General features: G+C 59.1%; 24 protein-coding genes. 17 read left to right on the forward strand and 7 right to left on the reverse strand.

Annotated features, from left to right (window positions below; translation table 11 throughout):
• From VMU57_RS11685 to VMU57_RS11695, 3 genes are all read left to right on the forward strand, one after another.
• On the forward strand, positions 1–692 hold a 692-nt coding region (locus VMU57_RS11685; RefSeq protein WP_325383570.1), incomplete at its 5' end, for a glycosyltransferase family 4 protein.
• 67 nt (positions 693–759) lie between these two features.
• Positions 760–1,917 carry a glycosyltransferase gene (locus VMU57_RS11690; RefSeq protein WP_325383572.1) on the forward strand — a complete coding sequence of 386 codons (1,158 nt, stop codon included), beginning with the start codon at positions 760–762 and terminating at the stop codon, positions 1,915–1,917.
• A 12-nt stretch (positions 1,918–1,929) separates the two neighbouring features.
• Positions 1,930–2,517, forward strand: coding sequence for a putative colanic acid biosynthesis acetyltransferase (locus VMU57_RS11695; RefSeq protein ID WP_325383574.1), 588 nt, complete (start codon positions 1,930–1,932; stop codon positions 2,515–2,517).
• 58 nt (positions 2,518–2,575) lie between these two features.
• On the opposite strand, the gene VMU57_RS11700 is transcribed toward VMU57_RS11695, so the two are convergent.
• Entirely contained in the window at positions 2,576–2,956 is a 381-nt protein-coding gene (locus VMU57_RS11700; protein WP_325383576.1) for a response regulator, read from the reverse strand.
• Between the two features lie 163 nt (positions 2,957–3,119).
• On the opposite strand from VMU57_RS11700, the gene VMU57_RS11705 reads away from it, so the two are divergent.
• Positions 3,120–4,466 (forward strand): nitrate/sulfonate/bicarbonate ABC transporter ATP-binding protein, encoded by a 1,347-nt coding sequence (locus VMU57_RS11705; protein ID WP_325383578.1) that lies wholly within the window; start codon positions 3,120–3,122, stop codon positions 4,464–4,466.
• Positions 4,463–6,253, forward strand: coding sequence for an ABC transporter permease (locus tag VMU57_RS11710; protein WP_325383581.1), 1,791 nt, complete (start codon positions 4,463–4,465; stop codon positions 6,251–6,253). The genes VMU57_RS11705 and VMU57_RS11710 overlap by 4 nt, the downstream gene beginning before the upstream one ends.
• On the opposite strand, the gene VMU57_RS11715 is transcribed toward VMU57_RS11710, so the two are convergent.
• Complete coding sequence (locus tag VMU57_RS11715; protein ID WP_325383583.1) at positions 6,250–6,729, reverse strand: AI-2E family transporter; 480 nt, start codon at positions 6,727–6,729, stop codon at positions 6,250–6,252. The genes VMU57_RS11710 and VMU57_RS11715 overlap by 4 nt on opposite strands.
• 125 nt (positions 6,730–6,854) lie before the next feature.
• On the opposite strand from VMU57_RS11715, the gene VMU57_RS11720 reads away from it, so the two are divergent.
• The 3 genes from VMU57_RS11720 (at position 6,855) to VMU57_RS11730 (ending at position 9,812) form a co-directional block, all read left to right on the forward strand.
• The gene (locus VMU57_RS11720) at positions 6,855–8,195 is read left to right on the forward strand and encodes an alpha-amylase domain-containing protein (protein ID WP_325383585.1); all 1,341 of its coding nucleotides are present in this window, start codon (positions 6,855–6,857) and stop codon (positions 8,193–8,195) included.
• Between the two features lie 82 nt (positions 8,196–8,277).
• Positions 8,278–8,976 carry a phosphoribosylformylglycinamidine synthase subunit PurQ gene (purQ, locus tag VMU57_RS11725; protein ID WP_325383587.1) on the forward strand — a complete coding sequence of 233 codons (699 nt, stop codon included), beginning with the start codon at positions 8,278–8,280 and terminating at the stop codon, positions 8,974–8,976.
• 38 nt (positions 8,977–9,014) lie between these two features.
• Positions 9,015–9,812: a tyrosine-protein phosphatase gene (locus VMU57_RS11730; RefSeq protein WP_325383589.1), complete on the forward strand. Its 798-nt coding sequence runs from the start codon at positions 9,015–9,017 to the stop codon at positions 9,810–9,812.
• Positions 9,813–10,207: 395 nt separating this feature from the next.
• Here the strand turns inward: VMU57_RS11730 and VMU57_RS11735 are convergent, their stop codons facing one another.
• Together VMU57_RS11735 and VMU57_RS11740 are read right to left on the reverse strand one after the other, a co-directional pair.
• On the reverse strand, positions 10,208–10,945 hold the full coding sequence (locus VMU57_RS11735) for an SDR family NAD(P)-dependent oxidoreductase (protein ID WP_325383591.1): 738 nt from the start codon (positions 10,943–10,945) through the stop codon (positions 10,208–10,210).
• A 15-nt stretch (positions 10,946–10,960) separates the two neighbouring features.
• Entirely contained in the window at positions 10,961–11,482 is a 522-nt protein-coding gene (locus VMU57_RS11740; protein WP_325383593.1) for a carboxypeptidase-like regulatory domain-containing protein, read from the reverse strand.
• Positions 11,483–11,750: 268 nt separating this feature from the next.
• Here VMU57_RS11740 and VMU57_RS11745 point away from each other — a divergent pair, with 268 nt between their 5' ends.
• The 5 genes from VMU57_RS11745 (at position 11,751) to VMU57_RS11765 (ending at position 17,046) form a co-directional block, all read left to right on the forward strand.
• Entirely contained in the window at positions 11,751–12,335 is a 585-nt protein-coding gene (locus VMU57_RS11745; protein WP_325383595.1) for a PEP-CTERM sorting domain-containing protein, read from the forward strand.
• Between the two features lie 393 nt (positions 12,336–12,728).
• On the forward strand, positions 12,729–13,028 hold the full coding sequence (locus VMU57_RS11750) for a co-chaperone GroES (protein WP_325383597.1): 300 nt from the start codon (positions 12,729–12,731) through the stop codon (positions 13,026–13,028).
• Between the two features lie 99 nt (positions 13,029–13,127).
• A complete protein-coding gene (gene groL, locus VMU57_RS11755) occupies positions 13,128–14,795 on the forward strand; it encodes a chaperonin GroEL (protein ID WP_325383599.1) in 1,668 nt (555 codons plus the stop codon).
• Between the two features lie 141 nt (positions 14,796–14,936).
• The gene (locus VMU57_RS11760) at positions 14,937–16,046 is read left to right on the forward strand and encodes a Gfo/Idh/MocA family oxidoreductase (RefSeq protein WP_325383601.1); all 1,110 of its coding nucleotides are present in this window, start codon (positions 14,937–14,939) and stop codon (positions 16,044–16,046) included.
• A gap of 178 nt (positions 16,047–16,224) precedes the next feature.
• Entirely contained in the window at positions 16,225–17,046 is an 822-nt protein-coding gene (locus VMU57_RS11765) for a hypothetical protein (protein ID WP_325383603.1), read from the forward strand.
• On the opposite strand, the gene VMU57_RS11770 is transcribed toward VMU57_RS11765, so the two are convergent.
• On the reverse strand, positions 17,027–17,788 hold the full coding sequence (locus VMU57_RS11770; protein ID WP_325383605.1) for a hypothetical protein: 762 nt from the start codon (positions 17,786–17,788) through the stop codon (positions 17,027–17,029). The two genes, VMU57_RS11765 and VMU57_RS11770, sit on opposite strands and share 20 nt — an antisense overlap.
• Before the next feature lie 59 nt (positions 17,789–17,847).
• Entirely contained in the window at positions 17,848–18,645 is a 798-nt protein-coding gene (locus VMU57_RS11775; protein ID WP_325383607.1) for an ABC transporter ATP-binding protein, read from the reverse strand.
• Between the two features lie 17 nt (positions 18,646–18,662).
• Between VMU57_RS11775 and VMU57_RS11780 the strand changes: the two genes are divergently transcribed.
• Positions 18,663–19,124, forward strand: a complete 462-nt coding sequence (locus VMU57_RS11780) for a DoxX family membrane protein (RefSeq protein ID WP_325383609.1) — start codon at positions 18,663–18,665, stop codon at positions 19,122–19,124.
• Between the two features lie 8 nt (positions 19,125–19,132).
• Here VMU57_RS11780 and VMU57_RS11785 read toward each other — a convergent pair whose 3' ends face one another.
• Positions 19,133–19,897, reverse strand: a complete 765-nt coding sequence (locus VMU57_RS11785) for a TIGR00266 family protein (protein ID WP_325383611.1) — start codon at positions 19,895–19,897, stop codon at positions 19,133–19,135.
• 166 nt (positions 19,898–20,063) lie between these two features.
• Here VMU57_RS11785 and VMU57_RS11790 point away from each other — a divergent pair, with 166 nt between their 5' ends.
• From VMU57_RS11790 to VMU57_RS11800, 3 genes are all read left to right on the forward strand, one after another.
• Entirely contained in the window at positions 20,064–20,753 is a 690-nt protein-coding gene (locus VMU57_RS11790; protein WP_325383613.1) for a response regulator transcription factor, read from the forward strand.
• Positions 20,750–22,156 (forward strand): HAMP domain-containing sensor histidine kinase, encoded by a 1,407-nt coding sequence (locus VMU57_RS11795; protein WP_325383615.1) that lies wholly within the window; start codon positions 20,750–20,752, stop codon positions 22,154–22,156. The genes VMU57_RS11790 and VMU57_RS11795 overlap by 4 nt, the downstream gene beginning before the upstream one ends.
• Before the next feature lie 120 nt (positions 22,157–22,276).
• Positions 22,277–23,332, forward strand: coding sequence for a YncE family protein (locus tag VMU57_RS11800; protein ID WP_325383617.1), 1,056 nt, complete (start codon positions 22,277–22,279; stop codon positions 23,330–23,332).
• Positions 23,333–23,335: the final 3 nt, after the last annotated feature.

Consider the following 23,335-nt stretch of genomic DNA (forward strand, 5'->3'; position numbering starts at 1 on the left):
ATCACCTGGGCAACGATTTTCCCCTGTTCATGATGCCCTACGCCGTTGACAACGCCTACTTCCAGCAGCGCAGCCGCATCGCTCCTGCCCGGCGCAGCGAGCTGTTGAGCGAACTCAATCTGGACCCAGCTCGACCGGTCATTCTCTTCGCCTCAAAGCTGCAAAAGCGTAAGCGCTGCGAAGATTTGCTCGAGGCTTATAAGAAGCTCTCCCCTGCGCCTGGAATCGAACCACATCCCTATCTCATCATTGTTGGAGACGGAGAAGAACGTGCCGCACTCGAGAAGCAAGCTGCCGAAACCGGGTTTAGCGGAATCCGTTTCTGTGGGTTCCGGAATCAATCAGAGCTGCCTCGCTTCTTCGATATTGCGACCGTATTTGTCTTACCCTCCCGTCACGAGCCGTGGGGGCTCATCGTGAACGAGGTAATGAATGCCGGTCGTGCCGTCATCCTCTCTGACGACTGCGGCTGCCAGCCTGACCTCATCACGGATGGCGTTCAAGGCTGTGTGTTTCCAGCAGGCGATGTTGATGCTCTCGCGTCCGCCCTTCACAAAGTACTGGCTACGCCGGAGACCGCAGCCCAAATGGGACAACGCGGATTGGAACGAATTCAGAAGTGGAGTTTTGAAGAGGATATTCAAAGCCTGCGTCAGGCACTTGCGTATACCACGCGCAGGATAACTGCCTGATGTCGACCCGACTTGCTCCTTTTAGCAAACGAGCGCCTGCTATGCTCCACAAGAACGGTGAATGCTGATGCGTATTCTCCATGTCATGGGAACGCTCGATCCTGCCGCAGGCGGCCCTTCTCAGTCCGTTCGCGTGCTCATGAGCCATGCTGACCTCGGCTACATCGGCGAGGTCGTCACACTCGACGACCCGGAATCGCCATGGCTCAAGACACTCACCTTCCCCGTGCATCCGCTTGGTCCCGTCAGCTCAACCTACGGCTTCAATCCCCGGCTTGTTCCATGGATCAAAGCAAACCGTCATCGCTTCGACGGCGTCGTTGTGAATGGGTTGTGGCAATATTGCGGACTGGCCGCAAGGCGCGCGCTCGCCGGGACGAAGACTCCCTATCTGCTCTTCACCCACGGCATGTTGGACCCTTATTTCAAACATGCGTTTCCTTTGAAACACGCGAAGAAATGGCCATATTGGCTCTTATCGGAGTATTGGAACCTCCGCGGGGCCTATCGTGTCCTCTTCACTTCGGAGGCTGAGAAACGGCTCGCCGAACAGAGCTTCTGGTTGCATCGCTGGAAGCCTTACGTCGTTCCCTATGGCGCCAAAGGTCCCGTCGGCGCTCCCCCGGTACTGAAGCAGACGTTCTTTGACCAGTGCCCGCAGGTCAAGGACAAGCGCTATCTTCTTTTCCTGGGGCGAATCCATCGCAAAAAAGGCTGCGACCTGCTGGTCGATGCCTTTGCCAAAGTAGCGGCAGACGATCCCGAGCTTAATCTGGTGATGGCTGGCCCCGATCAGCAGCAATGGAGCGCCGAACTGCAGCAGACTGCCGCGCAAGCGGGCATTGCCAACCGCATCCATTGGCCTGGCATGATCACCGGCGATGCAAAGTGGGGCGCGTTCTACGGAGCCGAGGCCTTCATTCTGCCATCTCACCAGGAAAATTTCGGGATTGCAGTTGCCGAAGCGATGGCCTGTGGCACGCCTGTCCTGCTCTCCGACAAGGTAAACATCGCTGAAGAGATTGCCAACGATGGCGCGGGCTATATGGAGCCCGACACGCCCGACGGAACGCTGCATCTACTAGAACGCTGGATTGCAACCTCGCCGTACGACCGGCAGCGGCTGGGCGATCAGGCACTGCATAGCTTCAACCAGCGTTACGATATGGAGCAAACCGCAAAGACCATCATTGGTCTGTTCGAAGCAGCAATCCAACGTTCTTGAGATCGTAAAACAATGCCTAGGCAGATTCACTACAACGCGAACGATCACATCTCAGCGGAGACGGCTTCCGATCCCTACCTTCGTCCGGCCTTTTCCACTCGCAACCGGGTGCGTCGCATCATCTGGAACCTCTGCCGCATCCTTCTTTACCGGACTTCTCCCAGGCCTTTCCATTCGTGGCGATCGTTTCTGCTGCGCTCGTTCGGAGCGACCATGGGTTCGAACTGCCACTTCTATCCCAACTCAAAGGTGTGGGCACCTTGGAACCTGATCTGCGCCGATCAGGTGACCGCCGCGGACGGCGCCGAGATCTATAATCCCGCTCCAATCACCTTCGGCTCACACGCCATCCTTTCCCAGGATGCCTACATCTGCGGCGCGACTCACAACTACGACGATGCTGCCTTTCCCCTGCTGGCCTATGCCATGGAGTTCGGCCCCTATGCGTGGATCTGTGCACGGGCCTCGGTCGCACCGGGAGTCAATGTGGGAGAAGGCGCGGTGCTTGGGCTGGGCTCGGTGGCGACCAAAGATCTCGCCCCATGGACCGTCTACGCCGGAGCACCCGCGGCCAGGATTAAAGAGCGGAAACGGCCCTGACTTCTTTTTGAAGACCAGAGCCGTACGCACCAGAAACACTAAAAATAGTGAAAGCCAACTACCCGCGAAGCTTCGCCAAAAGGTCGGTGGGATGAACAGGCTTGGCCAGGATCTCAAACTCATGCCCCTGCGTGCGTGCTTTCTCCAGCAGATCCGCGGTGGCAGCCTGCCCCGAGAACAACAGGATTTTGCACTTCGGCAGCGTGTTGCGGGTAATGATCGCGGCTTCAATTCCGGTCATCCCGGTCATGATAACGTCGCTGATCAGCATGTCCGGCTGGAAGCTGTCGAGCGCTTCAACCGCCTTCTCGCCACTGAATACAGCTCGCGCCTCGAAACCAGCCTGGTTCAGGATGATCGCGAGCGTGTTGGCAATCACCTGTTCGTCATCGGCGACAAGTACTCTGGGCTTTGGCGTAGTGGATGTCGGTTCTGCCATGCTGTTGTGTCCTCAAGTCAAAAATTCAACGTTCAGTTGTAAATGCAACTGTGGCAGCTTGCTTTTACTTTTTATCTATAAGCTAATGATACGCTGACCGCAGCCTTGAGACACTGCCGAGCCATCTGAATTCAACGATCAGATTCAATAATATTAGAAAATTATGCAGCCAGTAATCATACGAGCCGAACAGGTCGAGAAATACTACCCCCAGCCGAGCGAGAACCGCATCCAGGTCATCTCCCCAACCGACCTGTCCATCTCGGCGGGGGAAATCGTCGCGCTTCTCGGCCCCTCGGGTTCGGGCAAATCGACGCTGCTGCGTATGCTCACGGGCCTGTCAGCTCCCTCCGCCGGCACCGTCTACTGGCACGAAAAGCCAATCGCCAACGCTGACGTCAACGTCTCCATCGTCTTTCAGAGCTTCGCGCTCTTTCCCTGGCTCACGGTCCTCGAGAACGTCGAAGCCCCGCTGAAGGCCCGAGGCATGGAAGCGGCCGAGAGGCGCAGGCGCAGCCTCAAAATCCTCGACACGGTCGGTCTCGACGGCTTCCAGGCCGCCTACCCGAAAGAACTCTCCGGCGGAATGCGCCAGCGGGTGGGCTTTGCCCGCGCTCTGGTCGTAGAGCCGGAGGTCCTCTTCATGGACGAGCCCTTCTCCGCGCTCGACGTGCTTACCGCCGAAAATCTGCGCAGCGAACTGCTTGAGCTCTGGCAGAAAAAAACGATACCCACCAAGGCCATCTTTCTCGTCACCCACAACATCGAAGAGGCGGTGCTGCTGGCTGACCGCATCATCGTTCTCGGCCGCAACCCGGGCCACGTCCGCACCGACTTCAAGGTCTCGCTCTCGCACCCGCGCGACCGCAAGACAGCCGCATTCACGCAGCTGGTCGACTACATCTACAAGGTCCTTACCCAGCCCGAAACCAAGCCGCCTGCGCTGCCCCGGCTGGGCGGAAAATCCTCTCGCAACCAACGCCAGATGCACTACCAGATGCTTCCTCACGCACGTCCCGGCGGCATCGCGGGTCTGCTCGAGCTGGTGCTCGACCACGAAGGCAAAGACGACATCTACCGCCTCGCCGACGACCTGGCCTTCGAGATCGACGACCTTCTTCCCATCGTCGATGCCGCGCAGCTGCTGGGCTTCCTCACCGTGACCGAAGGCGACGCAGCCATCACACCAACCGGCGCCGAGTACGCCAACTCCGAGATCCTTCGCCAGAAAGAACTCTTCCGCACCGCAGCGCTCGAGAACGTGCTTCTCCTCAAGCAGATTGTCCGCGCGCTCGAGGCCAAGAGCGATCGTTCCGTTCCCGAAGAGTTCTTCCACGACATGCTCGACGAGCAGTTCAGCGAAGACGAGACCATCCTGCAACTTGCGACCGCCATCAACTGGGGCCGTTACGCGGAGCTCTTCGACTTCGATGTCTCCCGCAGACGCTTCATCCTCCCCGAAAAACTGATTGAGACCGAGCACGAGAGTTCCGCGGAGATCGATGCATGATCAACCTGCCGGACAGCTTCAGCAACAACCGCAGCCGCGAGATCTTCGCGCGCTCGCAGGTGCTCAAACGCAGTTGGCCCTTCGTGCTCGACCTGGGCGTCGCGGGCCTCGGCCTTGCCTGCTTCTACGGCGTCATGCAGATTGCGAAGTACTGGTTCGGTCATCCCGAGCCGCAGATCATTATTTCGTTGAGCCCTCGGGCCCTGCCTCAGTACGCTTTTTATTCTGTCGTTCGCATCGGCCTCGCCTATCTGCTCAGCCTCGTCTTCGCGGTCGGCTACGGCTATGTCGCCGCCTACAGCAAGCGCCTGGAAGCCTTCATGATCGCGGGCCTCGATATCCTGCAATCGATTCCGGTGCTCAGTTTTCTTCCCGGCGTCATGCTCGCTATGGTCGCGCTTGTGCCTACGCGGCAGCTTGGCCTCGAGATGGGCGCGATCGTACTCATCTTCACCGGCCAGGTCTGGAACATGGCCTTCAGCTTCTACTCGTCCATCAAGAGCATTCCGCGTGAACTGAGCGAAGCCTCGAAGATTTATAAGTTCTCTCGCTGGCAGCGCTTTATCCAGCTTGAGCTTCCCTACTCCGCCATCGGTCTGGTGTGGAACTCAATCGTCTCCGTCGCGGGCGGCTGGTTCTTTCTCATGGCCTGCGAAATGTTTGTGCTCGGCAAGCACGACTTCCGCCTCCCCGGTCTCGGCTCCTATCTGCAGACAGCCGCCGGAGCAGGAAATGATCGTGCCATTGCGTGGGGCCTGTTCACCATGATCGCCATCATCGTTGCCACCGATCAACTCATCTGGCGGCCGGTGATCGCATGGAGCGACAAGTTCAAGTTCGAGCAGGTCGAGACCACGGCACGTGTCAGTTCCCCGCTGCTGCATCTGTTCCAGCACTCTCGCGCACTTCGCAATTTGCGGCGGCATACCTTCGTTCCGTTGAACGAAGGTATCTATCGCCATCTGGCGAATGCCCGAAAGGAGCGCCTGGCCCGGCAGGTGGCCAGCGATTCCACTGAAAGCTCCACGCGAGGCAAGCTCGCATCCTGGCTGCGCGTATTGCTCGTGGCTCTCACCGCTGCTGCGGTTTTGTATGCAGCGTGGCAAGCCGTCGGCCTTTTGCGAGAGGTGCATCAGGGGCAGTTCGGCGAGATTATGAAAGGCGCGCTCGCAACCTTTCTGCGCGTGAATTTGTCACTCCTGCTGGCTGCCTTGTGGACAATTCCTGCAGGAGTCGCCATCGGCTTCAATCCCAAACTCGCACGCATCGCGCAGCCTCTGGTCCAGGTCGTCGCCTCCATTCCTGCGCCTGCTCTTTTTCCGGTCATTCTGCTTGCACTGATCAAACTTGGAGGCGGACTGGGAATCGGCTCCATCGTCCTGATGATGCTTGGGACCCAGTGGTACGTGTTGTTTAACGTGATCGCAGGAGCGATGGCCATTCCCTCGGACCTGCGCGAAGTCTCGACCCTGTTCCGCTTCACGACCGTGCAGCGCTGGCGCACCGTCATCATTCCCGGCATCTTCCCCTACCTGATCACCGGCATGGTGACAGCTTCGGGCGGCGCATGGAACGCCAGCATTATCGCGGAATACTTTAGCCTCAACAACCACACCTACCAGACCGTGGGCCTTGGCGCAGTCATCAGCGCGGCAACCGACAGTGGCCAATTCCACATTCTTCTGCTGGCCACTATCGTCATGGCGCTCATGGTCGTCACCATCAACCGGCTGGTCTGGCGTCCGCTCTACCGTCTCGCTGAAACTCGCTACAGGCTCGAAGGCTAACGGCCATTCACAGGCTGCTTGCGAAAGGCAAAGACGATCGCCAGCAGCGGCGGCGCCAGCAGAACACCCCAGAAGGGGATGATGATGCCGAGCACAATCGGCCCAAGGAACGCCGCCCACCACGGAACCTTCGTCGTCCGGTGCAGGATGTAAGGGCCGATCACAAGCCCTTCCAGAATCACGATGACGCCGTAGAGCCCCAGAACCAGGCCCAGTCGCCACTCATCATGCCCGCTGAAGGCGACGGCCAGCACCGGCCCGATCAGGGCGATCATGCCGCCGAAGGTGGGAATGATCTGTAGCAGGCCGCCAAGGATCGCCCACAGTGGAGCGAAGGGTACGCGGATCAGTTCCAGCCCAATCAGCCACAGCACGCCGACGATCAGCGCATCGAGCGTGGCCGCTCGCCACCAGTTCACCAGCGCGCCGCCCGCCGTCTTCAGATGAGAAACCGGATTGCCGTTTCCTGGCTCCATTCCAACCTCGTCCTCTTAGGATGCATCTGACCTGTTGAAACAGAACTATAGCGCAGCCGCACCGATCAGCAGCGCAGCATCCTCGGTTGCGGCTTCCCTTTTAGGAAATCTGAAGGAGTAACACCATGGCTGTCATGATGCAGGCTTTCTATTGGGATGCCCCAAAGCAGGAGAAAAAAGAGGGCGAGTGGTGGAACTTCGTCGCCGAAAAAGTGGAAGATTTAGGCAAAGCGGGCATCAATGCCCTATGGCTGTCGCCCGTCTCCAAAGCCTCCAGCAATCTCTCGATGGGCTACGATCCTTACGACTACTTCGATCTTGGCGACTTCGACCAGAAGGGCGGCGTCAAGACCCTCTTCGGCAACCGCGCCGAACTCGAAGCCCTGATCGCGAAGGCGCATGAGCATGGCATGGGCCTCTATGCCGACATGGTCATCAACCATAACTCCGGCGCCGATGAGGAGGAGGTCAACCCGCTCGACGGCCAGAAGCGATGGACGAAGTTCAACCCCAAGAGCGGTCGCTTTCCGCGCGACTGGAACTGCTTCCATCCCAGCCGCTATGAGCGGGTGATGATGCCGGACGAGGAGAACTACGCCGGCTTCCCTCATCTCTGCCACCGCAATCCTGTGGTCTACACCGCGATGTTCGACTATGCGCGCATGCTGATCGAAGAGTTGGGCTTCGATGGCTTCCGCTTCGACTTCGTCAAAGGCTTTGGCGCGTGGATGATCGGAATCCTCTCGAAGTATCGCTATGTCAAGGACGGCAAGGAGTTCATGCCCTATGTCGTCGGGGAGTACTGGTCGGGCGCCGAAGACATCAGTGCGTGGATCGACAAGGTCAATGCGCTTACCGACAACCAGATCTCCGCCTTTGACTTTGCCTTGCGCTACAAGCTGAAAGACGTCTGCGACACGCCGAACTACGATCTGCGCAACCTGACCGATGACGGCGCCGTGGTGATGAAGCGGCCCATGCACGCCGCCACCTTTGTCGATAACCACGACATGGGCGACAACACCATCGTCAACGACAAGATGATGGCCTACTCCTTCATCATGGTGCACGAGGGCTATCCCTGCATCTTCTGGTACGACTACTACAACAACGAATTGGCGCGTCCGGGGACGCCCAATGGCATCGATGCGCTGATTCAGGCGCACTTGAAGTATGCCGGTGGCGACTCTCAGATCCTTCACGCCGATCCTGACCTGTACATCATGCAGCGCGTCGGCTGGAAGGACGACAGCGGCGAGCAGCCGGGCCTGATCTATGTGCTCAACAACCTCGGCAATCAGTGGTCGGGAACGTCGGTGAAGACGCAGTGGAAGAACCAGAAGTTCGCGCCCATCGCTTGGGACGGCCACGATACCGCCCATCCTAACGAGCGCACCACCGACGGCGACGGCAACGCCGAGTTCCCTGCACCGCCGCGCGGCTTTGCCATCTATGCTCCGGTGTAATGGGGAGGTACAACTGCCGATGCCATCTTTACTGGCGATCAGCCTGCTATCTAAGTACCAATCTGCCTGCTATCTTTAATATATGAAGTTTGGCGTTCTGGTCTTCCCCGGCTCCAACTGCGATCACGACACGCATCACGTGGTCGATGCGATTGCTCAACAACCGGTCACTTACCTCTGGCACGCGTCTGAAGACCTTCAGGGCTGCGATGCCATCCTTGTTCCCGGGGGCTTTGCCTACGGCGACTACCTGCGCACCGGCGCGATTGCCCGCTTTGCCCCGGTGATGCAGGCAGTCAGCCGCTTTGCGCGCAACGGCGGCCTGGTGATGGGCATCTGCAACGGCTTCCAGATCCTGTGCGAGGCCGGTCTGCTGCCCGGAGCTCTGATGCGCAATGCCAGCCAGAACTACATCTGCAAGCAGACCTACCTCCGCACCGAAACCGCCGATTCCCCCTTTACCCATGGGCTTTCCAAGGGCCAGGTTTTGCAGATGCCCATCGGCCACATGGAGGGCAACTACTTCTGCGACGCGGAGACGCTGGCAGCGCTCAAGCAGCAGGACCGCATCGCCTTCCGCTATTCCACGACGGAGGGTGAGATCACCGCTGCGGCCAATCCCAACGGATCGCTCGAAAACATCGCCGGTGTTCTGAGCGAGGGGCGCAATGTTCTGGGCATAATGCCGCATCCCGATCGTTCCAGCGAGACGCTGCTGGGTTCGGCTGACGGTTTGCTGCTGTTTCAGTCGATGGCTCAGTCACTGGCGGCTGCACAATAGTTATCTCAAATCGAGCCACAATGGTAACCTAGGCTGCGATGATCGATATTCACCATCACCTTCTGTGGGGCCTCGACGATGGTGCCACCAGCGTTGAAATTTCGCTGGCCATGGCCAGAATGGCGGTTGACGACGGAATCACACACGTCGTCTGCACACCCCATGCGAATGGGCAGTATGAGTATGATCCTGAAGGGGTTGCCGCTCAGATTGCAGAGCTGCAAGGGCTTCTGGACAGGGAAAAGATCTCTCTGAAGCTGGGCCGCGGGTGCGACTTTCACCTGTCGTTCGACAATATTGAACTGGCACAGGCCGAGCCGGCACGGTTCAGCATCAACGGGCTGGGCTACCTTCTGGTGGAGCTTCCCGACTACGGTCTGCCGACCGGGCTGACCGAGGTCTTCTACCAGATGCAAATTCTGGGCATGACCCCTATCCTGACCCATCCCGAACGCAATCGGACGCTGCAGACAGACCGGTCGAAGCTTATGGAGTGGCTGCGCGGCGGCCTGCTGGTCCAGGTGACCGCGGGTTCCGTGGTTGGCCGCATGGGCAAGCGGGCCGAGAAGATGGCTCACGAGCTGCTGGCGAACCACTGGGTCCACTTCCTGGCCACCGATGCGCACAATACGAGCTCGCGGCCTCCGCTGATGCGCGAGGCGTTTGACGTGGTCGCAAAAAAGTATGGGCCGGACTATGCCCATCTGTTGTGCGACTCCAACCCCCTGGCCGCGTTTATGGGCAAGCCGATGCCGCCTCAGCTCGAACCGTTGAACCTGTACGCCGAGTTCAAAGACAAGACCTGGTGGCAACGGTTGGCGGAGCGGTTTGGCTGATTTCGCCCCCCACCCCCGGGGGTACTTCGTGGATAAATTACCCTAAATCAACTACTTAGACAAAGATGTCTTCGTAAAATATTCATTCCTGAAGGTTTACGAGTCAAAATATTGTTTCTAAACGAGTTAGACCCGGATTTTGGCTGGGTCTTTTTTGATTGATCCTGAACTGTTTTAAGTTTAGCGAATTGAGGGAAACTGGTTTGCAGTTTTGGCGGATTTATTTTTTGCTCTCAAGTTGTTTATTTTGCTTGGGTTGAATTGAATTTCCAAATTGAGGGGGCTTGACAGGCTGTTTTGCTGAGTTTCTGGGGATCGGCTGCCGGCAACTGCGGGGATCCCTTCGCTGCGCTCAAGGATGACAAGCGCAAAGCGGGCAAATGTGACGGCAGCGGCTAGAGGCCGAGGCCGCCGTCTACGGCGATGAGCTGGCCGGTGATGAAGTGGGGGGCGGTGGCGAAGAAGAGGGCGGCCGCGGCGACGTCTTCGGCGGTTCCGTTGCGCTGCATGGGGGTCTTGCGGGCGAAGTGCTGGTAGGCCTCTTCGACCTCGCCCTGAACAATCATGCCGGGAGCGATGCAGTTGACGCTGATCTCGGGAGCCCAGGCCTTGGCCATCGTCTTCGAGAGCATGTGCAGCGCGGCCTTAGAGGTGCAGTAGTGGCCGTGAGTCGCCCAGGGATGCAGACCGCCGAGCGAACCAATGTTGATGATGCGGCCACGGGCGGCGCGCAGGTAGGGATGAGCAGCCCTGGCCATCAGGAAGGGGGCGCGGGTGTTGGTGGCGAACATTCCGTCCCATTGCTCGACCGAGATCTTCTCCAGCGCTTCTGACGCGAAAAGACCGGCGTTATTGACCAGCACGTCGATCTGCCCGAACTCTTCGATGACGGAGATCACGGCTTGCTCGATGCTCTCGGGCTGGCGAAGGTCGCAGCGGAGGGCGAAGGCATCCACATCGTATTCCGCGATCGACTGAACGGTGGCCTCTGCCTCGAGCTGCGAGCCGAGGTAGGTGATGGCGACGTTGGCTCCGCTCTCGGCGAGCGCCAGCGCGATGGCGCGGCCAATTCGCTTGGCGGCTCCGGTGACCAGCACCGTCCTGCCGGAGAGAGGCTTCTGCCGATCTGCCACGGGGTTAGCCACGAGCTAGAGTTGGGGCACAGGCGAGGTCTGTGCGGGAGCTGTCGACGGGGAAGGCGAGGTGGGACGAATCGGCTCCTGCACACCGGGCTTTCGCTGCGAAGCTTTGCCCGAATTGTCCTCATAGGCCGAGATCTGGGCCTGGGGACGCAGCATGGAGATGTCAATCTCCTTGCTCGGCTGGTCGATCACATAGTCCTGTCCAAAGGTGGAGAAGCCTTCGGCGATGACCTGCACGCGAACCGTGCTTCCCGTGGGGATGACATCGATGGCGGCTTTGCCGTTGGGATCGGTCTTGACCTCGAGATTGCCCAGGTCTTTGCCGTCGCGCGACGGGTTGAAGACGACGGCGGCGTTGGGAATGGGCTTGCCGTTATATTTTTTGAACACCTGAACCTCAACGTGCGAGGTCGGTGGAGGCGCTTTGTATTTGCGGCCACGATACTGGCCAAAGGCCTGCGTGGAGGCAAAGAGCGCAATACATGCGACAAGAACGAAGGAAGACCAGACCGTGCGACGTGACGACATGGCGTTATTCTACGACGTTGGCGGGAGAAGAGGGAATGCGTCTCAAAATTGCGTTAGCAGAAAAGAAATTAGACACATCAGGCAAAGAAAGGCGCAATGCCGCTATTCCTCCTTTGTTGGGCGAGGCAACAGCTTCATCTCATCTTGCGTCTGATTCAGAGAACTACCCAGGCCCACCTCCCCTATCTCATATCTCAACGATGAAAGGGCGTTCCCCGTGCGAGTCTTTGGTCGATGGTCCAGCGTTGCACTCCTAGCCGTTACAGCCGTGTTCTTTATCCTCCCCACTCCGTGCCATGCGGACAGTTATCAGGTCATCCCTCTCATTTCGGGATCGGTCTTTTTTTCACCCTATCGGATCACTGGGATGACAGCCTCAGGCGCGGTGATTGTGAGTTTTAATCCCGGGGCGGGGGGATGCCCCCCTCAAAGCTCCTGTTTCATCACCCTGGTCGATGGTCAACAGGTTGGCCCGATCTCGCTGACAGCCCCAACCGAAGATAATGGAACACCGTGCGCGCCCAACCTCTCCAATGGAGCAGCTTTTATTTCGGCGCTTTGCAACAATGGACATGAAGTAGACCAAACTGGCATTGACGAGCCGGGTGGGCTTCCAGTCCAAATTTTCACAGGTCCTGATCCTATCGCTGATTTCTTCGCTGACGGTACGTTATTGGACCTGAATTCCTCTGGAGATTTTGTTTATGAAGTCGCCGGCTTCAAGGTAGGCCAGCCCTTCGAGGACTATGAGGCCATCGACCTCACGTCCGACGTCCCCGAACCGGCCAGCCTGTTCCTTCTCGGCACCGGGCTGCTCGGAGGATTCGGTGCAATGCGCCGTCGCTTCTTCTGACAGGCTAAGCGACCTCGCGCGGGGTCGCCCGCGTCCTCCAAACCATAAGAGCACCAAATATGTGGCCCGGCTCGCGGAACCGTGCCCAGTATCGCCGAAGGTCAGGTTTCAACAGCCTGCGAGAGTAACCTGCGCGACTTTCACTCACATTTCACAGGCATGGGTTGACAGCTATGGGGAGGCTGGCCTATGTTAGCAATCGGAAGGCTTGAGTGCTAACGAGCGTCATGCTCCCCTTGGCAACGGCCGGTTCCAGCCAATCTTCGTGAAGTTCGCTGGGGAAGGTTCCAGCAGACTCATGCGATAGCACTGCGGACGGAGAAACTCTGTCTGCCAAACACAACCGGGTCCGCACCAACAACCCGCAATATTCGTAATTAGGAGATGCAAGCAATGTCGAAGACATCATTTACACCACTGCACGACCGTATCCTGGTCCGTCGCGTGGAAGAGGGCGAAAGCATTCGTGGCGGCATCATCATTCCGGACTCCGCAAAAGAGAAGCCGCAAGAGGGTGAAGTCATCTCCGTCGGTAAGGGCAAGTCGAACGACGAGGGCAAGGTATTCCCTCTCGATGTGAAGGCTGGCGACACGATCCTGTTCGGCAAGTACTCCGGCACAGAGATCAAGCTGGACGGCGAAGAGTATCTGATCATGCGCGAAGAAGAAGTTCTCGGCATCGTCAAGAAGTAGCACTTCGTGCTGTATACCGCGGCTCCGCCGCCTAATCGGCGCCTCGCGCGCCTCATTAAAAACACTTGATTGGTCGCTGACCAAAATAGGAGCAACACAATGGCAAAACAGATTCTGCATGGAGAAGATTCACGTCAGGCGATCCTGCGCGGCGTCAACATTCTGGCCGACGCGGTAAAGGTGACCCTCGGTCCCAAGGGCCGCAATGTCGTCATCGAGAAGAAGTTCGGTTCGCCGACGATCACCAAGGACGGCGTTACCGTTGCCAAGGAGATCGAGCTGAAGGATTCGCTCGAGAACATGGGCGCGCAGATGGTCCGCGAAGTAGCTTCGAAGACCTCGGACGTTGCCGGCGACGGCACCACGACCGCCACGGTTCTGGCCCAGGCCATCTACCGCGAGGGCGTCAAGACCGTTGCCGCCGGTGCGAACCCGATGGCGCTCAAGCGCGGCATCGACAAGGCTGTCGAGGCCATCATCGGCAAGCGCGATGAGAATGGTGTTGCCCAGGGCGGCGCTCTGAGCAAGCTGTCGAAGCCGGTTACGGGCGACATGATCGCCCAGGTGGGCACGATCTCCGCCAACTCTGATTCGCAGATCGGCGAGATCATCGCCGCCGCGATGAAGACCGTGGGCAAGGACGGCGTCATCACCGTCGAAGAGTCGCGCACGATGGAGACGCAGCTCGAGACCGTGGAAGGCATGCAGTTTGACCGCGGCTATCTCTCGCCCTACTTCGTCACCGATGCAGAGCGCATGGAAGTCTCCCTCGAGAACCCCTACATCCTGATCTATGAGAAGAAGATCTCGTCGATGAAGGACCTGCTGCCCCTTCTGGAGCAGATTGCCCGCACCGCCAAGCCGCTCGTCATCATTGCCGAGGACGTGGATGGTGAGGCGCTCGCAACCCTCGTGGTCAACAAGCTGCGTGGCACGCTGAACGTGGCTGCCGTCAAGGCTCCTGGCTTTGGCGATCGCCGCAAGGCCATGCTCGAGGACATCGCTGTCCTGACCGGCGGCAAGGCCATCACCGAGGACCTCGGCATCAAGCTGGAAGGCGTCAAGATCGAAGATCTCGGCACCGCCAAGCGCGTCACCATCGACAAGGACAACACCACCATCGTCGACGGCGGCGGTGAGGGCGGCAAGCTCGAGGGACGCGTGAAGGAGATTCGCGCCCAGATCGAGAAGACCACCTCGGACTACGACCGCGAGAAGTTGCAGGAGCGCTTGGCCAAGCTGGTTGGCGGCGTTGCCGTCATCAAGGTCGGTGCTGCTACCGAGACCGAGATGAAGGAAAAGAAGGCCCGCGTTGAGGATGCGATGCATGCAACCCGCGCAGCAGTCGAAGAAGGCATCGTCCCAGGCGGCGGCGTGGCGTTGATTCGCTGCACCAAGGCTGTCGAGGATGTGATCAAGGCCCTCGAAGGCGACGAGAAGATCGGTGCAACGATCATTCGGCGCGCGATCGAGGAGCCATTGCGCATGATCGTCTCGAATGCGGGCGAAGAGGGCGCTGTGGTAATCGGCAAGATCCACGAATCGAAGGAGAACAACTTCGGCTACAACGCCGGAACTGGCGCCTACGAAGACCTGGTGAAGGCCGGCGTCATCGATCCTACGAAGGTGACGCGCACTGCCCTGCAGAACGCGGCTTCCATCGCCGGATTGATGCTAACCACCGAAGCGATGATCGCGGACATTCCTGAGAAGAAGGAAGCTGCTGGCGGCGGACACGGCGGCGGCGGCATGGACGGCATGTACTAAAAACTGCTGCAATTTTTGAGCAAGCAAAAGCCCCGGAGCGATCCGGGGCTTTTGCTGTTTTGGCTTAACCCAAATAACTCGGAAGCAGTGTAGGATTCTCTAAATCTGTTTAGCAGCAAGTTTGCGTTTGGGAGAGTAGCGATGAGGCTTTCAAGGCGGGAGTTTTCGAAGCTGGGTGCAATGGGATTAGCGGCGCAGGTTTTGCCTTCGGTAAAGGCAGAGGCGCAGGGCGGTGAACGGCAGATTGGCTATTGCGTGATTGGGCTGGGACGGATTGCGAACCACTTCATCGGCGGGGTACAGGGTTCTTCGACCTCGAAGATTACCGGGCTGGTGAGCGGGCACCGGGACAAGGCAGAGAAGTTTGCGGCGCGGCTGGGCGTTCCCAAAAGCTCGATCTACAGCTATGAGGACATGGACCGGATGCGCGACAACAAGAGCATCGACGCGGTCTACGTCGCGCTGCCGAACAGCATGCACGCCGAGTACACGATCCGATCGGCGAAGGCGGGCAAGCATGTCATCTGCGAGAAGCCGATGTGTACCAGCGTAAGCGATGCGCGGGACATGATTGCGGCCTGCAAGGCGGCGAATGTGAAGCTGATGATCGCCTATCGGCTGCACTATGAGCCGACCAACCTGCGGGCGATTGCGCTGATTCGGCAGGGCGCACTGGGCAAGGTGCAGGTGATCGAGAGTGCCAACGGCTTCTATGAAAATCTCGGCGAATGGAGATTGAACAAGGCTTTGAGCGGCGGCGGACCGATGATGGATGTCGGCATCTATTCGCTGAACGCGACGCGGTATTTGACGGGCGAGGAGCCGGAGAGCTTTACGGCGTCCATCTCGACCATCGACCATGATGGGCGCTTCGATACGGTGGAAGAGAATACGACCTGGACAACGAAGTTTCCTTCAGGCGCGTTGGCTAGTTGCTGCACGACCTATGGTGCGAATATGCGCAGTTACTATCGCGTCTATGGATCAAAGGGCTGGCTGGAGGTGGGGTCGTTCGGCTACGAGGGATTGCGGTTGCAGGCGAACTATAGCAGCGGGGGAAGAGGTACTCCGGCCACAGTGCTGGACGAACCGAACACCGAGCCCGATCCGAAGCAGTTCACGCGGCAGTCAGACCACTTTACCGAGTGCATTCTGCAGAACAAGACGCCGAAGACCCCGGGCGAAGAGGGACTGCGGGACATGGAATGCATGCAGCAGATATACAAGGCGGGGGGAGTCGTGGCGCTGTAAGCGACTGCGGCGCGGGACTCTCTTCTGGCATACTGAAAACCTATCCAAGGGGATTGGATTCGCGGGGTTACGCGATCTTTCCTTAAGGATGTCTTAAGCAAAACACATGATCATGGAAGTGTGTAATAAAAGAGGTGTGTCCATAACCGAATTCCGAAGACGTCGTGTATCTCGCTTGATGTTGCACTGTGTTCGCTGGAGTGTCCTTGGTCTCGCCGGTTTCCCCCTGGTATCGCTGCCGGCAAGAGCCCAGCAGAATCGCGCCGTGGTGCAGATGGCTGCCAATGAAAAGGCGGCGCGAGGACTGGAGCACCATTTCTCGTATCTCTCGGAGGAACGCTCCAGCCGGACTGGCGGCCATCTCTGGAAGGAAAAAGTCGTCGAGACAGACGACGGTGTGCTGCGACGCCTGCTGACGGTGGATGGACGGCCTTTGACCCCAGCACAGACCCAGGCGGAGGAGCAGCGCATCGAAGAAATCGTTGCTCATCCCGAAGCCTTCCGCAAGCTGAACGCAGGCCACTACGATGACGAGGTAAAAGCCACTCAACTGCTGGAGATTCTGCCCAGGGCTTTTCTCATCTCACCTGCCGGCGAGGAGAATGGCTGCACTCGATTTTCCTATCGGCCTAATCCTGCCTTTCAACCTTCGACCTACGAAGAGCGCATCATCCATGTTCTCGAAGGCACGGTCTCGATCAAGGAGCCTGAAGAGCGGCTCTGCAAGCTCGAAGCCCGGATCACGCAGCCGGTGGAGTTCGGCTTCGGCCTGCTGGGCAAGGTAAACAGCGGCGGACATTTTGAGTTGGAACGAGCACAGGTGGACCCGAACAACTGGAAGAGCGTGCACATCAGCGTCCACGTCGACGGACGCATCCTTTTGCTGAAAAGCATCACGCGAGACCAGGAGACCACGCGCACGGATATCCATATCGTGCCTCAACATCTGAGTCTCGCCGAGGCTGCAAAGCTAAGTTTGCCTACCCCTGGGGGACGTTAACAACCTGTGCGCCCCTGGGGCCGAACCAGGCCACGCCGTCTCCCAGCATGACCTGGCCGTTGCGGACGAACATGTCGTGCGGCATGGCGTTTCGAAACGCGTCGATGCAGGCTGGGGTAAAAATCTGGTCCCACTCAGCGGATAGCTGGGCTGCGGTTTTGACCAAACGTCCCTTGCCGCTGTGATTGACCCGCAGAGGAAAATCGACATAGCGGGCGGCGGTGGAGCGATCTCCGGCGAGGACAGCTTTGTAGAAGTTTTGCACGCGGGCCTCGAAGGCGGCGTCGCTCTCGCTGGTGACGTCCTCGTACCAACGGGCGTTGGCTGGCCTCTGGGAGCTTTGCTGCATCTGCAGATTCACAGGGTACGAGCTGTCGTTCTTCATCCATCGGCCTTCCATGCCGACACTGTTGTGGAAGTCGAGGGGTTTGCCTGCCTCGCTTCCATTGCCCTTAAAACGAAGGGCGAACTGGCCGCCTTCGGGATCGAAGAGGATGATTCCGCTGCCCTGCGTGCCCGCCTCGAGCGGAATGTCCTTGAGATCGTTTGCGTAGAAGTAGTGGCCACCGGTGACGGTGCCTGTGGCGTTGACGAGCAGCGTCATGCCGATGCGGCTTTGGCCCACCATCCCGATGAACGTTTCCCGATGGATGATGGCCTCAGCATGCGCGATGCCTGCCATGAGGATGACGATGAATGCAGCGATGAGGTGGGCCAGTCCGCTTCTTCTGTTTCGGTTCAACCGATGCCTCCGTCGCAAGATTTAGTCGGGGTAAGCATAGCAAATGGTGAGATGCTGTTTTACCAGGCGTGGTGGAAGCCGTCCTTTTGCGTGAGCTGAACCTCGGTTTGGAAGAGGTCGCTGAGCGTCGGTGCGGTGAGAAGCTCGGACTTGGGCCCGTCGCCGATGATGCGGCCATCGCGGAGCAGAAGGATGCGGTCGATCTCGGGGATGATGTCGGCGATGTGGTGGGTGATGAGCAGAATGCCAGTTCCCTGCTGGGCGAGCTTGCGAAGAAGACTGCGAAGCTCGCGTTGGGCGCTGATATCGAGTGCGTTGGAGGGTTCGTCTAACAGGAGCATCTGGGGATCGCCTGCCGCGGCGCTTGACGAGCCGACGAGGGCGCGGCCGATCATGATGCGGCGCTGCTGGCCTGCGGACATTTCGCCGACGGGCTTGTTGATGAGGTTGACGGCGTCGATCTGTTCGAGCACCTCGTCGGCGCGTTCGCGCATGGCGGCGGTAACGGTGAGGTTGGGCCAGAGTGTTGAACTGGAAAAAAAACCGGTGAGAATGGCGTCGCGGCCGGTAGTGTGCAGCGTGGGTTTGCCGGGGAGTTCGGCGGAGACGACACCGAGGCGCTTCTTCAGCTCGGTCAGGTCCCAGCGGCTGCGCCCGAAGATGTTGACGCTGGTCTCGGGCTGGACGATAGGGTAGCACTCGCAGGTGATGGTCTTGATGAGGGTGGATTTGCCGCAGCCGTTGGGACCGAGGATGGCGATGTGCTCCCCGGTATCGACGCTGAGGTTGATGTCGTGAAGCACCATGTTGTCGCCGCGCGCTACGTTAACGTGTGTCAGTTCGAGGAAAGGTGGCATCGTATCTTTAAGGATAGATGGTTTTGCGCGAGGGAGGAATGATGGGAGCTGCGTTGGAGAAGGACGATCAGCGATTGGCGTATGCTCTGCTGCGAATGGTGGTGGGGCTGAACCTGATGATGCATGGTATTAGCCGCATGTTGGCGGGGCCGGGAGTGTTTGCCTCGAAGCTGGTGGGGCAGTTCGCGCACGCTCCGCTGCCGGTGTGGAGCATATGGGGATTTGGCATGATGCTGCCTGCGGTGGAGGCGCTGCTGGGACTGCTGCTGCTGATCGGGGTGCGGACGCGGGCCGCACTGGTTGCGGGGAGCCTGCTGATTATGGTGCTCACGTTCGGCTCGGCGCTGGTGCAGGACTGGCCTGCGGCGGGTCTGCAACTGACCTACGCGCTGGTCTATTCGGCGCTGCTGTTTCTGCTGCGATATAACGGGTGGTCGGTGGATGCCTGGATGGCTCGGGGCGACAGGCAGGCATCCTAGCGGGCCGTTTAACGGTTGCCCATTCCGCCGAGGATGGATCCAACGATGCCGCCGACAACTCCGCCTTCTGCAGCCTGTTCGCCGCGCTGGGCAGGCATGTATTCCATCAGTTGATGGGCGAGTTTGGAGATGGGCAGCGTCTGCAGCCAGACTTTGCCTGGGCCGGTGAGCGCGGCAAGAAAGACGCCGTCACCACCGAAGATCATGTTCTTGATGCCGGGAACGCGCTGGATCTGGAAGCCGACCGAGGACTGGAAGGCCCCAACATGGCCGGGATGGACGCGCAGAGTTTCACCTGCGGCGAGCTCCTTGAGGACAACTTCGCCGGAGAGTTCGAGCCATGCCGTTCCCTGACCGCTCACCTTTTGCAGCAGGAAGCCGTCGCCGCCAAAGACGCCCGCGCCGAGCGATTGCTGAAAGCCGACGCCGAGTTCGATCTGCGGCGTGGCGCAGAGGAAGCCGTGACGATGGACCATGTACTCGTGCCCGGAAGCGACCTCGACGGGCAGGATGTGGCCGGGAACGCGAGCGGCAAAGGCAATCTCGCCGGTGGCTCCGATGGCGCGGTATTCGGTCATAAAGAGCGAGCCGCCGCCAGCGACGCGACGGATGGCCCCGAAGATTCCGCCGCCACCGGCGTGCTGGGTGTGGGTCGTCATCTGGATGGAAGCGGACATCCAGGAGAGTTCACCGGCCTCGGAGATGACGGCGTCGTTGGGACCGAGGGAAAATTCAAGGACCGGCATAGTGGTGCCGAGGATGCGATTCTGCATAGGTCTCCTGTGCTGCGGCAAATTGGGTCTATCGCGCCCGTAGACAAGCTACGAGCGCTATTGAGGTGTACGAAGTCTAAGACGGCGCGGTTCCCTCTTTGGTGAGTCCTGCCCTGGAGAGACCCTTCAGCTTTGCTTAAGTTTGTGATGGTGGAATGATGCTCGCATGCGGGTTTTGTTAATAGAGGATGAGAGGCGGCTGGCGGAAAATGTTGCTACCGCCCTGCGCGACGGGCCGGGGTTCGCAGTCGATTGTGCCGAAGATGGCTTGATGGGGCTGGATCTTGCGGACAACCAGTGCTATGACCTGATCGTGCTCGACCTGATGCTGCCGAAGATGGACGGGCTTGCGTTGCTGAAAAAAATCCGCTCGAACGGCGACCGGACGTCGGTGCTGATTCTGACGGCGAAGGGCGAGCCCAACTCGATTGTCGAACTGCTGAATGCGGGCGCGGACGATTACCTGAGCAAGCCGTTCGATCTTGGCGAATTGATCGCGCGGGCCAAGGCGCTGATCCGGCGCGGCAAGGGAGTCGCCGACCCTGTCCTGCGGCTGGCCGACCTGGAGCTGAATACGGTAGAGCAGACGGTGCATCGCTCGGGCAAACCAGTGGAACTTTCGCCGATGGAGTACCGCATTTTGGAGTATCTGATTCATCGCCCGCGTGTGATCGTGTCGAAGCGTGAGTTGCTAGAGCATCTCTACGACTACAACTGGGAGCATCACTCGAACGTGATTGAGGCGCATGTGTCGAACCTGCGCAGGAAGCTGGACGCGGCGTCACAGCAGCCAAGCATCGAAACGCTTCGTGGGCGCGGCTACCGCATGGTGGTGGACAGACAGGAGAGCCAATGAGGCCGTATTCGCTGACGCGAAGGCTGGTGATCGCGGTGCTGCTGGTGGAACTACTTTCGGCAATGGCGATTACGGGGCTGGCGCTGGGCTATGAAAGGCACACGCAATTTCATGCCTTCGACATTATGCTGCGGGGACGGGCGTACTCGCTGCTGGGCGCGGTGCAGGATGCGGAGGATGCAGGAGACAACGTGATGCTCGACGGCACCGAACGCAGCCTTCCGAGCAACGATATCTACGAGGTCACCGATGCGGGCGGGCACCTTCTCGGGCGCTCCGGCAACTGGCAGGGGCCGGGAAACAGTACGCTGAAGATGAACAGCGATGGCCTGTTCAAGCTGAAGATTAAAGGAAATCAGTATCGCGCTATTCAGGTGCACGGCGTGCGCATCGTCGACCCCGGCGACAAGGGCGGCGGAATTCCGAGGCACGTCACCGTTATCTATGGGTCGGAGACGGAACATGTGTGGGACGTCATCACCGATGCGGTGGAGTTCTATGCCATGGCGAGCCTTTTATTGTTGGCGATTAGTGGCGTGCTGATGTTCTGGCTGCTGAATCGCGGACTGGAGCCTCTGCGTGAATTGGCTGCGGCTGCGTCGGCGGTATCGGTGAATTCTTGGGAGTTCGCGCCCTCCGATGAAGCGCGAGGGATCAGGGAACTCGCGCCGTTGACGGGAGCATTGGAGATGGTGCTGCACGGGTTGAAGCGTTCGTTCCAGCAGCAGCACCAGTTTGTCAGCGATGCCGCCCACGAACTGAAGACAGCGGTTGCCGTGGCAAAGTCTTCGGTGCAGTTGCTGACTATGCGCCACAGGACCGCGATGGAGTACGAGGCTGGGCTGGAGCGGTGCCAGGCGGATTGCGAGCGGATGGAAGAGATCGTCGCCAAGATGCTGACGCTGGCGCGTGTCGAAAGCCAGGAGGAGTCGAAGCCCGCGCCCCACGCGACGAGGTTGCTTGATTGCGTCCGCGCGGCCGGAGTGCAGCTCGCCACCGTGGCGCAGGGTAAGGGGATGAGAATCTCCATCTCCGGAGAGGATGCGGCGTTAGTGGACGTGGCCGCGGAGCAACTGCAACTGCTGTGCTCGAACCTGATTCTGAATGCGCTGCAGCACAGCTCTGAAGGGTCGCAGGTGCGAGCCATTGCGCAAATTCGCAGACATAGCGTGGAGCTTCGCGTGGAAGATGATGGCAGCGGCATTGAGCCGGAGATGCTGCCGCATATTTTCGACAGGTTTTACCGCAGCGATCCCTCGCGCAGCCGCAAAACCGGCGGCACCGGGCTGGGGCTGGCGATCTGCAAGGCCATTGTGGCCAGGGCACACGGCAGCATCGAAATCGCCAGTGAGTTTGGCCGCGGCACTGTCGTCACTGTTCATTTCCCTGTCAGCACAAATTGATAAGCTGCACGTAGTTTGCTTCTTTGGTCACAAGGCGATGTATCCTTCATCGTCGCTTAAGGTAACCCTGCGATAGTGGACAGGCTGGCAGATGAGTCTGCCGAGCCTCCTGGAGCTTTTATGATATCGAGACGTGTGAGCCGCATCTTCGAAAACTTAGGGAAGGTTGTGCTGGCCACATCCTTTACCTGCGCCCTTCTGGTACCGATGACTGCAATCGCGCAGAAGCCTTACCGCGTCCTGAGCAAATGGACGATTGGCGGCGACGGCGGCTGGGACTACCTGGCGACCGATGCCGGAGCACATCGCCTGTACGTAACCCATGGAACGCGGGTCGAGGTTCTGGACACGCGCTCCGGCAAGGTGATCGGCAGCATTCAAGGCCTGCAGGGCATCCATGGCGTCGCGTTCGACGGTACAGGAAAATATGGATACATCAGTGATGGCCGCGCCGGAACCGTGGTCGTCTTCGATCGCTCCAACCTGCAAAAGGTAGCATCGATTCCGGTCGGCACCAATCCTGACGGAATTGTGTTCGAACCAGTTACAAAAACGGTTTGGGCCTTCAACGGCCGCAGCAGCAACGTCTCTGTCATCGATACCGCGACCCAAAAAGTCGTCGCAACTATCGCGCTTCCGGGCAAGCCAGAGTTTCCGGTAGCCGATGGGAAGGGCGTGGTCTTCGACAACATCGAGAGCAAGAACTCGATTGTGCGGCTCGATGCAAAGACCAAAACGCTGACGGCCACATGGCCGCTAACGAACTGCGAGTCCCCGTCGGGGCTGGCGATCGACACGGCGGGACGGAAGCTCTTCTCCGTTTGCGATGGAAAGACGATGGCCGTGACGGATGCCAACACCGGCAAGACGCTCGCGAACCCCACGATCGGCGATGGACCGGATGCGGCAGGTTATGACGCGGCACGCAAGCTGGCCTTTTCGTCGAATGGCGACGGCACGTTGACCGTAGTGGACGCGAGCAAAGACACTTATCCGGTGCTACAGAATCTCACCACGCAGAAGGGTGCGCGTACGATGTCCTTTGATAGTGCAACGGGCCGCGTCTATCTTGTAACAGCGGAGTTCGGTCCAAAGCCTGCCGCGACAGCGGATAATCCCCGTCCTCGGCCTGCCGTTGTTCCGGGCAGCTTCACGGTGCTGGTCGTGGGACGGTAGCGA

This window comes from Edaphobacter sp. (assembly GCF_035532915.1).
Lineage (GTDB): Bacteria > Acidobacteriota > Terriglobia > Terriglobales > Acidobacteriaceae > Edaphobacter.